Origin of the sequence: Escherichia sp. MOD1-EC6475 (genome assembly GCF_003046645.1) — a bacterium.
Taxonomy (GTDB): Bacteria; Pseudomonadota; Gammaproteobacteria; order Enterobacterales; family Enterobacteriaceae; genus Escherichia; species Escherichia ruysiae.
Genome location: NZ_PZKQ01000050.1, coordinates 20,784 through 32,255, shown reverse-complemented (window position 1 = coordinate 32,255; position 11,472 = coordinate 20,784). Strand labels below are relative to the sequence as shown.

The window sequence follows — 11,472 nt, the reverse complement described above, 5'->3', positions numbered from 1 at the left end:
AAGTTGGCAGCATCACCTGAAAGAGAAAGGTTACACCAGTCTGGTGGTCGTGCCGGTAGGCCATCACAGCGTGGAAGATTTTAACGCTACCCTGCCGAAATCTCGTCTGCCACAAAGTATCACCTTAACTGAAGTGTAATTCTCCTTTATAGCCGGGAACTGATCCCGGCTATTTCACATCAGATTTTCCTGATTTGCATAACCCTGTTTCAGCCGTCATCATAGGCCGCTGTTGTATACAGGAGACGTTATGCAGGATTTAATATCCCAGGTTGAAGATTTAGCGGGTATTGAGATTGATCACACCACCTCAATGGTGATGATTTTCGGTATTATTTTTCTGACCGCCGTTGTAGTGCATATTATTTTGCACTGGGCGGTACTACGTACCTTCGAAAAACGCGCCATTGCCAGTTCACGGCTGTGGTTGCAAATCATTACCCAGAATAAACTATTTCATCGTTTAGCTTTTACCCTGCAGGGGATTATCGTCAATATTCAGGCGGTATTCTGGCTGCAAAAAGGCACCGAAGCGGCTGATATTCTGACCACCTGCGCGCAGTTGTGGATCATGATGTATGCGCTGCTTTCAGTCTTCTCGTTGCTGGATGTTATTTTAAATCTGGCACAGAAATTCCCGGCAGCAAAACAGTTACCGCTAAAAGGGATATTTCAGGGGATAAAGCTGATCGGCGCGATTCTGGTCGGCATATTGATGATCTCGCTGCTGATTGGTCAGTCGCCAGCGATTCTGATCAGCGGTCTTGGTGCAATGGCTGCCGTGCTGATGTTGGTATTTAAAGATCCGATTCTTGGTCTGGTAGCAGGTATTCAGCTTTCCGCGAACGATATGCTGAAACTGGGCGACTGGCTGGAAATGCCGAAATACGGCGCGGATGGCGCGGTGATCGATATTGGTTTAACCACCGTCAAAGTGCGTAACTGGGATAATACAATTACCACTATTCCCACCTGGTCTCTGGTTTCTGACTCCTTTAAAAACTGGAGCGGAATGTCAGCCTCTGGTGGACGACGCATTAAACGCAGTATCAGTATTGATGTCACCAGTATTCGCTTTCTTGATGAAACCGAAATGCAACGGCTGAATAAAGCGCATCTGTTAAAGCCTTATTTAACCAGCCGCCATCAGGAAATTAATGAGTGGAACCGCCAGCAAGGGTCTACGGAGTCAGTATTAAATCTGCGCCGAATGACGAATATTGGAACCTTTCGTGCCTATCTGAACGAATATCTACGTAACCATCCACGTATTCGTAAAGATATGACCTTAATGGTACGTCAGCTTGCACCGGGCGATAATGGGTTACCGCTTGAGATATATGCGTTTACCAATACCGTAGTATGGCTGGAATATGAAAGCATTCAGGCTGATATTTTCGACCATATATTTGCCATCGTCGAAGAGTTTGGTCTGCGACTTCATCAGTCGCCAACCGGCAATGATATTCGCTCTCTGGCGGGGGCATTTAAGCAATAATTAAAAAACCGCTCTCATCGAATGGATGAGAGCGGCTTCAGATTGTTTACATCGTTTTGTCGGATGTAGCGTGAATGCCTTATTTCCGACGCAACGTTTTAAACGCCACAAACAGGAACACAATCCACACCGGCAACAAAATTGCTGACAAGCGCATATCATCCATCGTGCACATCAGCACCAAAATCATGCCGAGGAAGGCAATGCAAAGATAGTTGCCGAACGGATAGAGCAGTGCCTTAAACTGTGTTTCTCGCCCCTGACGTCGCATCGCCGCGCGAAAACGCAGATGCGCCAGGCAGATCATAATCCAGTTCAACAGCAGCGTTGCTACCACCAGCGCCATCAGCAGACCAAACGCTTTTTGCGGCAGCAGATAGTTGATTAACACCACCAGCGAAGTGATCGCTCCGGAAAGCATCAGCGAGTTGATTGGCACGCCGCGACGGCTAACACGGGTAAGAAACTTCGGCGCATTCCCCTGTACAGAGAGGCCAAACAGCATCCGGCTGTTGGAGTAAACCCCGCTGTTATACACCGACAGCGACGCCACCAGAATGACAAAGTTCAGCGCAGAAGCCACCACATTACTGTCGAGATTATGGAAAATCATCACAAACGGGCTACTGTTGGATTTCACTTCCACCCACGGGTAGAGCGCCAGTAAAACCACCAGTGAACCGATATAAAACAGCAGGATACGATAAACCACCTGATTCACTGCCTTCGGAATGCTTTTTTCCGGATCGCGCGCTTCAGCGGCAGTAATCCCAATCAGCTCCAGACCGCCGAAGGAGAACATAATCACCGCCAGCGACAAAATCAGCCCATTCCAGCCGGTAGCAAAGAAACCACCGTAGCGCCAGAGGTTGTCGATACTGGCTTTCTCGCCGCCGTGACCAGAGAACAGCAGCCACAGGCCAAAACCGATCATGCCGATAATCGCCAGCACTTTAATCAGCGCGAACCAGAACTCAGTTTCACCATACAAGCGCACGTTCACCAGGTTAACGGCGTTGATGATAATAAAGAAGGCAGCAGCCCAGATCCAGGTGGGAACATCCGGGAACCAGTACTGCATATAGATGCCCGCAGCCGTCAGTTCAGCCATTCCTACCAGCACGAACATCACCCAGTAGTTCCAGCCGGAAAGGAAGCCCGCAAACGGCCCCCAGTATTTATAGGCAAAGTGGGCAAACGAACCGGATACCGGCTCTTCAACCACCATCTCACCGAGCTGGCGCATAATCAGGAAAGCGATGATCCCGGCAACGCCGTAGCCCAGCAACACTGCCGGACCCGCCATCTGAATCGCCGGACCAATGCCAAGAAACAGACCAGTACCAATGGCGCCACCCAGCGCAATTAGCTGAATATGACGGTTATGTAATCCCCGATGAAGCGTCGGTTCTTGATTCGACGCAGTATCTTCCGATACGGTTGACGCGTTTTTCACGCCTTTCCCCTGTGTGTCTTTTTTATTGAGGGGCTCCTTTTAACATTTAGTGCTGGTCGTCGCAAGACACAATCCACACAGTTAAACCGGGTATCCTGCTTTTATTTCCGTACCCGATGCCGATGCAGCCACATCAGCTTATACGCCGCCGGGATAATAAACAGCGACAGCAAAGGTGCGGTGATCATGCCGCCAATCATCGGCGCGGCGATGCGGCTCATCACTTCGGAACCCGCCCCCGTTCCCCACAGAATCGGCAGCAGACCGGCGATAATCACCGCCACCGTCATCGCTTTCGGGCGCACGCGCAGTACCGCGCCGTGATACAACGCCTCATCCAGTTTCTGCTCGCTGAATGTTTGTGGATTATCCAGCGACGGCTCGGCCTCTATGGCGTGACGTAAATACATCAGCATCACCACGCCAAACTCGGCGGCGACCCCGGCGAGAGCGATAAAACCGGTTCCCGTCGCGACGGAAAGATGAAAGCCCATCCACCACAGAAACCAGATGCCCCCCACCAGCGCAAACGGTACGCTGCTGATAATCAGTAACGCTTCCCCCACGCGACGAAACGCCAGATATAGCAGCACGAAAATGATCATCAGCGTCATCGGCACCATGAGTTTCAGCTTATGGTTGGCGCGCTCCAGTAGCTCGAACTGACCGGAAAACGCCACGCTGGTGCCCGGTTTCAACTGCACTTTTTCGGCAATCGCTTTTTGCAGATCGTGAACCACTGACACCATGTCACGATCGCGGGCATCGATATAAATCCAGCTCGTCGGGCGCGCATTCTCGGTTTTCAGCATCGACGGTCCGGTGGAGACGTTAACGTCGGCAACGTCTGCCAGGGTGATTTGCTGCTTCATCGGCGTCAAAATCGGCAACTGGCGCAGCGTCTGCGGGCTATCGCGCCAGCTTTGCGGATAACGCAGATTAATTGGATAACGGGCAATCCCTTCCACCGTTTCGCCAACCATCGCCCCGCCCACCGCAGATGTCACAAACAACTGCACATCCGCCACCGTCATACCGTAACGCGCGGCTTTTTCACGGTTAATCTCAATATTGATATAGCGCCCACCTTCCAGACGTTCGGCAAGAGCAGAAGCCACGCCTGGCACCGTTCGCGCCACGTCTTCAATTTGCTCCGCCATCGTGTCGATATCTGCCAGCACATTGCCGGACACTTTAATGCCGATGGGGCTTTTAATGCCGGTGGAAAGCATATCAATACGGTTACGGATTGGTGGCACCCACAGATTCGCCAGCCCCGGTAGCCGCACGGTGCTATCCAGCTCTTCGATGATTTTGTCCATCGTCATGCCAGGCCGCCACTGATCCTGCGGCTTAAGCTGAATGGTCGTTTCTACCATCTCCAGCGGAGCGGAGTCGGTGGCAGTTTCCGCTTTCCCGGTTTTGCCAAACACCCGCGCCACTTCCGGTACGCTCATAATCAGCTTGTCGGTTTTTTGCAACATACTCGCTGCTTCCGACGCGGAAATCCCCGGCAGCGTCGAAGGCATATACAACAAGTCGCCTTCATTGATCTGCGGTAAAAATTCCCCGCCAACTTTATTGAGCGGCCAGATAACTGTCAGCACCGAAAGCGCCGCCACCAGAAGCGTAGTTTTCGGCCAGTGCAGTACTTTCAGCAACAGCGGATGGTAAATACGAATCAAAAACCGATTGAGCGGATTACTGCTTTCTGGCGGAATTTTGCCACGGATCCAGTAACCCATCAGGATAGGGATCACTACGATCGCCAGCAGCGCCGCACCCGCCATCGCATAAGTTTTGGTGAACGCCAGCGGACCAAACAGACGCCCTTCCTGCCCTTCCAGAGTGAAGATTGGGATAAACGACAGCGTGATAATCAGCAGACTGATAAAAAGCGCCGGCCCCACTTCAACAGATGCATCGGTAATCACCTGCCAGCGCGTTTTATTATCCAGCGTGGCGTCAGGATGCTGGTGCTGCCACTCTTCCAGCCTTTTATGGGCATTCTCGATCATGACGATAGCGGCATCGACCATCGCCCCGACGGCAATCGCAATGCCGCCCAGCGACATAATATTGGCGTTCAGTCCCTGAAAGTGCATGACAATAAAAGCAATACACAACCCCAGCGGCAACGAAATAATCGCCACCAGCGCCGAGCGTACATGCCAGAGAAACAGCGCGCAGACTATCGCCACCACAATAAACTCTTCCAGCAGCTTGCCGCTGAGGTTGTCGATGGCGCGATCAATAAGCTGGCTGCGATCGTATGTTGTAACTATCTCCACGCCTTCCGGCAGACTGCTTTTCAGCGTTTCCAGCTTGTCCTTCACGGCGGAGATCACTTCACGGGCGTTTTTGCCGGAACGCAGGATCACCACCCCGCCAGCGACTTCGCCTTCGCCGTTCAGTTCCGCAATGCCCCGGCGCATTTCCGGCCCTACCTGGACTTTCGCAACATCACGCAGATAAACGGGCACGCCATTTTCACTGGCTTTTAAAACGATGTGATTAAAGTCGTCGAGCGTTTGCAGATAGCCGCTGGCGCGCACCATATATTCCGCTTCCGCCAGTTCGATCGACGAACCGCCCGCTTCCTGATTTGAGGCATCCAGCGCGCTTTTCACTTCAGCGAGACTGATGCCATATTGCGCCAGGCGCTGGGGATCGATAACCACCTGATACTCTTTCACCACACCGCCCACCGACGCCACTTCCGCAACGTCAGGGATGGTTTTTAGCTCATATTTGAGAAACCAGTCCTGCAATGAGCGTAAATCAGCCAGATCGTGCTTACCGCTGCGATCCACCAGCGCGTATTCATAAATCCAGCCAACGCCCGTGGCGTCAGGCCCCAGCTCCGCGCTGACACCCGCAGGCAGCTTACCCTGCACCTGGTTGAGGTACTCCAGCACCCGCGAGCGCGCCCAGTATGGATCGGTGCCATCTTCGAAAATGACATACACATAAGAGTCGCCAAACTGCGAGAAACCGCGCACGGTCTTCGCGCCAGGCACCGACAACATGGTGGTAGTCAGTGGATAAGTCACCTGATTTTCAACGATTTGCGGAGCCTGACCGGGATAGCTGGTTTTAATAATCACCTGCACATCAGAGAGATCCGGCAGTGCATCCACTGGCGTGTTAATGATGGTCCAGGTGCCCCAGATGCTCAAAAACAACGCGCCCATCAGCACCAGAAAACGGTTCGCCACCGAGCGACGAATAATCCATTCAATCATTGGTTATTCCCTCAATGCGCGTGGGTAGCACTTTCAGAGCGCATCCGCTCCAGCGCGCCAGAAATATTGGCTTCAGAATCAATCAGGAACAGGCCGCTGGAAACCACCTTTTCACCTTCCGCCAGACCAGAGCGTAACGCGGTGACGCCTTGCGAGGCCTGGAAAACGGAAACGCGTTTCGGTACAAAGCGCCCGTCGGCATCAACGGTAATCACCCGCTGTTCGCTGCCGGTATCAATCAGCGCCTGTGACGGAATGAGCAGCATCGGTTCGCTGGCGGTGTTGAGTTGCAACCAGGCGTTCATTCCCGGCTTTAGCGCCTCGTCGGCGTTGTCGACTTCCAGACGCAGTTGCAAAGTGCGGGTCGCGGCATCTACGCCGGGTAGCAGCGTCCATTTGCGGATGGTGAGCGTTTTATCGGGTCGCGCCGGAACGGTGAGCGTAAACTGCGAGGCATCTTTCACCAGCCAGGCGATGGACTCCGGGATCGCGGCAGTGACCCACACCGGATCCATACCCTGAATTTTCGCGACCACGTTATCTTTGGCGATATTCATTCCCGCGCGCAGATCAAACGCGGTGATCACGCCATCAATGGGCGCTTTGAGCGTAAAGCGAGTCTGGATTTTTTGCGTGGCGATCAGGCGGCGAATATCGGCCTCCGGCATTCCCGCCAGTCGCAGGCGTTCAAGAATACCTTCGGTCTGGGTCGCCGTACCGCCGGTTTCGCGCAGCAGTAAATACTCACTCTGCGCTTCCACCCAGTCGGGAATGGTCAGGTCGAGAAGCGGTGTGCCCTTTTGTACTTTATCGCCCACGGTAAGCGGATACACCTTGTCGATAAACCCGGCGGCGCGAGCCTGCACAATGGCATACTGATATTCGTTGTAGCTGACATTCGCCGGGAAACTCTGGGCAAAAGTCAGCGGCCCGCGCGTGACGGTAGCCGTTTTCACCCCAAGGTTCTGCGTCTGGGTCGGGTCAATGCGTACACCAGACGCAGAACTCTCTTCATCGGCATATTTCGGCACCAGATCCATATCCATAAACGGCGATTTACCCGGTTTATCGAACCGCGTATTGGGATACATCGGGTCGTACCAGAATAAGACTTTACGTTCTGCGGTCGACGTTTTTTCTGCGGGCGGTTCCACCTTTGCAAACCAGGTAAAACCTGCCGCAGAAATAATACCGCCCGCGATCATGCTGCCGATAATAAGCGCGATTTTTTTCATTGAATTAAACCTGGGTTACTGGCTGACTTTAATATCCTGTAATAAAGAAAGGTTGCCCTGCTGGACAAAATTAAACGCCACTTTGTCGCCGGTTTTAATTTCGCCCATCTTCGTCTGCGGGGTGATGGTAAAGCGCATGGTCATCTCCGGCCAGTTCACTGCGGCAATCGGATCGTGGTGGATGGTGATTTTTTTGCTTTCCAGATCAACACTTTTTACCACCCCTGTGGCGTTAATCACCTGCGGTTGTGCTTCATTCATGGTTTCATGATGATGTTCGTTAGCCTGAGTATTAAAGCCAATAACGGTAAACAGACTGAACATTGCGACTTGCAGTGTTTTTTTCATTTATTCTCTCCTGAAGTTAAAAATTATTGCTGCCAACCGCCACCTAAGGCGGTATATAAGGAAACCTCGTTAACCTGACGGGCATAATTCAGGTCGAGTAAAGTTTGTCGGGTTGCAAATAAAGAACGTTCGGCATCCAGCACTTCCAGATAACTGACCGCGCCGTGCTGATATAATGCCCGCGCCCGTTGCAGGGTAATTTGTAGCGACGCCAGATAACGCTGCTGGGCGCTAATTTGATCATTCAGGCTTTGACGTAATGCCAGCGCATCTGCCACTTCTTTAAAGGCATTCTGGATTTTCTGTTCATAATTCACCACCGACTGCTGCTGGCGAATTTCAGCGATATCCAGATTGGCCTGGTTGCGCCCGGCATTAAAAATGGGGATCTCAATTTTGGGAATAAAATTCCACATCCCGCTGCTTGCGTTAAATAATGATGAGAGATCGCTGCTGGCGGTTGAGATTCCGCTGGTCAGACTGATAGACGGGAAAAATGCCGCGCGTGCGGCGCCAATATTGGCATTAGCCGCCATTAACGCGTGTTCAGCTTCCATAATATCCGGGCGCTGCAATAAGATTTGCGACGACAAGCCCGCCGGTAATTTAACGCTTTGCAGGCTGTCGCTACCCGCTGTCTGCGCTTGCGGCAGCTTGCCGTAGCTTCCCAGTAACAGTTGCAATGCATTATTCGCCTGCGCCAGTTCCCCCTGACGTTTAGCGATATCGCTGCGGGTACTTTCAATCACCCCGCGAGCCTGTTCCAGCGCCAGAACATTGCTGCTGCCGGTTAAAAGTTGTTTTTCGACAAACGCATATGACTGCTGATAATTACGCAGCGTTTCTTCGGCTATTTGCAATTGCGCATAAGCCAGTTGCTGGTTGAAATAGCTTTGCGCGACATTAGAAACCAGCAGAATATGCACCGCGCGCTGAGCTTCCTCAGTGGCTAAATAATTTTGTCGCTCGGCTTCGCTCATGTTCTTTAAGCGACCGAAAAAATCGAGGTCAAAGCTGGCGTTAAGGCCAGTCGAAAACTCCCTAGTCGTGGCTGAATCGCCTTTAAGATTGCCGCTCCAGCTGCCGCTGCCATCGCCATTGAGTTGCGGGTAACGGTCGGCATCGGTCAGACGATATTGAGCCCGCGCCTCCTGCACTTTCAGAGTCGCCATGCGCAAATCCCGGTTATTCACCAACGCCTCGCTAATCAGCGTCTTCACCTGATTATCAACAAAAAAAGTGCGCCATCCCGCGTTCTGGTAGTTATCTGCCGCGTTAACCAGGCCGTTCAGGCTGAGTGAGAACTGTTGCGGCACAGGCATTGCCGGACGCTGATAATCCGGTGCCAGTGAACAACCGGTTAACGCAAGGGCCACACAAAATGTCAGAAGTTTACAAGAAGACATAGGCGCATAATTTCTGGTGATTTTATGCCGCCAACTTTACTCGCCAGGCTCTGATTTTCCGGTGACAGGAAAATGACAAAATTGTCATTTTGCTAATAAGCGATTGCCATCTGATCCCGCTCCTCTAGAATTGCCCGGGCAACATGCGGAGGAAATATGAAACTGTTGATTGTCGAAGATGAAAAGAAAACTGGCGAATACTTAACCAAAGGGTTAACCGAAGCCGGTTTTGTGGTCGATTTAGCCGACAACGGGCTGAATGGCTACCATCTGGCGATGACCGGTGATTATGACCTGATAATCCTCGATATTATGCTGCCGGACGTGAACGGCTGGGATATCGTGCGCATGTTGCGTTCTGCCAACAAAGGGATGCCGATTCTGCTGCTCAGCGCGCTGGGTACGATTGAACATCGCGTCAAGGGGCTGGAGCTGGGAGCGGATGACTATCTGGTGAAGCCATTCGCTTTTGCTGAACTGCTGGCGCGGGTGCGCACCTTACTGCGGCGCGGAGCGGCGGTGATTATCGAAAGTCAGTTTCAGGTTGCCGACCTGATGGTCGATCTCGTCAGCCGCAAAGTCACCCGCAGCGGCACGCGAATCACTTTGACCAGTAAAGAGTTTACTCTACTGGAGTTTTTTCTCCGCCATCAGGGCGAAGTGCTGCCCCGCTCGCTTATCGCCTCACAGGTGTGGGACATGAATTTTGACAGCGACACCAACGCCATTGATGTGGCAGTGAAGCGGCTACGCGGCAAAATCGACAACGACTTTGAGCCGAAGCTGATTCAGACCGTGCGCGGCGTGGGTTATATGCTTGAGGTGCCGGATGGTCAGTAAGCCATTTCAGCGCCCGTTTTCGCTGGCAACCCGCCTGACCTTTTTTATCAGCCTTGCCACCATCGCGGCATTTTTCGCCTTCGCGTGGATCATGATCCACTCGGTCAAGGTGCATTTTGCCGAGCAGGATATTAATGATTTAAAAGAGATTAGCACCACGCTCAAGCGCGTTCTTAATCATCCTGAAGAGACGCAAGCCCGACGCTTAATGACGCTGGAAGACATTGTCAGTAGTTATTCCAACGTGTTGATTTCCCTGGCAGATAGCCACGGTAAAACGGTGTATCACTCCCCCGACGCGCCCGATATCCGCGAGTTTACGCGTGACGCCATACCCGATAAAGACGCGCGGGGCGGCGAGGTGTATCTCCTTTCCGGCCCGACGATTATGATGCCAGGCCACGGTCACGGGCATATGGAACACAGCAACTGGCGGATGATTAACATGCCGGTTGGCCCGTTGGTGGACGGCAAACCGATTTATACGCTCTATATCGCGCTATCGATCGATTTTCATCTTCATTACATTAATGATTTGATGAATAAACTTATTATGACCGCATCGATCATCAGCATCCTGATCGTCTTCATCGTGCTGTTGGCGGTACATAAAGGTCACGCGCCGATCCGCAGCGTCAGCCGTCAAATCCAGAATATCACCTCGAAAGATCTCGACGTTCGCCTTGACCCGCAGACCGTGCCGATTGAGCTGGAGCAGCTGGTATTGTCGTTCAACCATATGATCGAGCGTATCGAGGATGTCTTTACCCGCCAGTCCAATTTCTCAGCGGATATCGCCCACGAAATTCGCACACCAATTACGAATCTGGTAACGCAAACGGAGATCGCCCTCAGCCAGTCGCGCAGCCAGAAGGAGCTGGAAGATGTGCTCTACTCTAATCTCGAAGAGCTAACGCGAATGGCGAAAATGGTCAGTGATATGCTGTTTCTCGCCCAGGCCGATAACAACCAATTAATCCCCGAAAAGAAAATGCTCAACCTGGCGGATGAAGTCAGCAAAGTGTTCGATTTTTTCGAAGCGTTAGCGGAAGATCGCGGCGTGGAGCTGCGGTTTGTTGGCGACGAGTGTCAGGTTGCAGGCGATCCGCTGATGCTGCGTCGGGCGTTAAGTAACCTGCTTTCTAACGCCCTGCGTTATACGCCGCCCGGAGAGACAATTGTAGTACGCTGCCAGAAGGTCGATCACCAGGTGCAAGTTACCGTCGAAAACCCCGGTACGCCCATTGCGCCCGAACACTTACCGCGATTGTTTGACCGTTTCTACCGCGTTGATCCTTCCCGCCAGCGAAAAGGTGAAGGTAGCGGCATTGGCCTGGCGATAGTGAAATCGATTGTTGTCGCGCATAAAGGCACGGTTGCGGTAACGTCAGATGCGCGGGGGACAAGGTTTATTATCACATTACCCGCTTAATCATTCAGCAAT

General features: G+C 52.4%; 8 protein-coding genes and 1 pseudogene. 4 read left to right on the top strand and 5 right to left on the bottom strand.

From position 1 onward, the window contains the following. Both A7589_RS22980 and ybdG read left to right on the top strand, forming a co-directional pair. Positions 1 to 139, top strand: a pseudogene (locus A7589_RS22980) (hypothetical protein); the annotation flags it as partial. Between the two features lie 111 nt (positions 140 to 250). Further along, a complete protein-coding gene (ybdG, locus tag A7589_RS16390; RefSeq protein ID WP_001153134.1) occupies positions 251 to 1,498 on the top strand; it encodes a mechanosensitive ion channel YbdG in 1,248 nt (415 codons plus the stop codon). 79 nt (positions 1,499 to 1,577) lie between these two features. Here ybdG and pheP read toward each other — a convergent pair whose 3' ends face one another. From pheP to cusC, 5 genes are all read right to left on the bottom strand, one after another. Continuing rightward, entirely contained in the window at positions 1,578 to 2,954 is a 1,377-nt protein-coding gene (gene pheP, locus A7589_RS16385; RefSeq protein WP_000786322.1) for a phenylalanine transporter, read from the bottom strand. 101 nt (positions 2,955 to 3,055) lie between these two features. Beyond that, the gene (gene cusA, locus A7589_RS16380) at positions 3,056 to 6,199 is read right to left on the bottom strand and encodes a Cu(+)/Ag(+) efflux RND transporter permease subunit CusA (RefSeq protein WP_000573990.1); all 3,144 of its coding nucleotides are present in this window, start codon (positions 6,197 to 6,199) and stop codon (positions 3,056 to 3,058) included. Between the two features lie 11 nt (positions 6,200 to 6,210). Continuing rightward, positions 6,211 to 7,434 (bottom strand): Cu(+)/Ag(+) efflux RND transporter periplasmic adaptor subunit CusB, encoded by a 1,224-nt coding sequence (cusB, locus tag A7589_RS16375; RefSeq protein ID WP_000717139.1) that lies wholly within the window; start codon positions 7,432 to 7,434, stop codon positions 6,211 to 6,213. Between the two features lie 15 nt (positions 7,435 to 7,449). Then, positions 7,450 to 7,782, bottom strand: coding sequence for a Cu(+)/Ag(+) efflux RND transporter periplasmic metallochaperone CusF (cusF, locus tag A7589_RS16370; protein ID WP_000753227.1), 333 nt, complete (start codon positions 7,780 to 7,782; stop codon positions 7,450 to 7,452). Positions 7,783 to 7,805: 23 nt separating this feature from the next. Then, complete coding sequence (gene cusC / locus A7589_RS16365; RefSeq protein WP_000093102.1) at positions 7,806 to 9,188, bottom strand: Cu(+)/Ag(+) efflux RND transporter outer membrane channel CusC; 1,383 nt, start codon at positions 9,186 to 9,188, stop codon at positions 7,806 to 7,808. A 156-nt stretch (positions 9,189 to 9,344) separates the two neighbouring features. On the opposite strand from cusC, the gene cusR reads away from it, so the two are divergent. Continuing rightward, positions 9,345 to 10,028 (top strand): copper response regulator transcription factor CusR, encoded by a 684-nt coding sequence (gene cusR, locus A7589_RS16360; RefSeq protein ID WP_000770938.1) that lies wholly within the window; start codon positions 9,345 to 9,347, stop codon positions 10,026 to 10,028. Further along, complete coding sequence (cusS, locus tag A7589_RS16355; RefSeq protein WP_000253858.1) at positions 10,018 to 11,460, top strand: Cu(+)/Ag(+) sensor histidine kinase CusS; 1,443 nt, start codon at positions 10,018 to 10,020, stop codon at positions 11,458 to 11,460. Before cusR ends, cusS begins: the two co-directional genes overlap by 11 nt. Positions 11,461 to 11,472 lie beyond the last annotated feature (12 nt).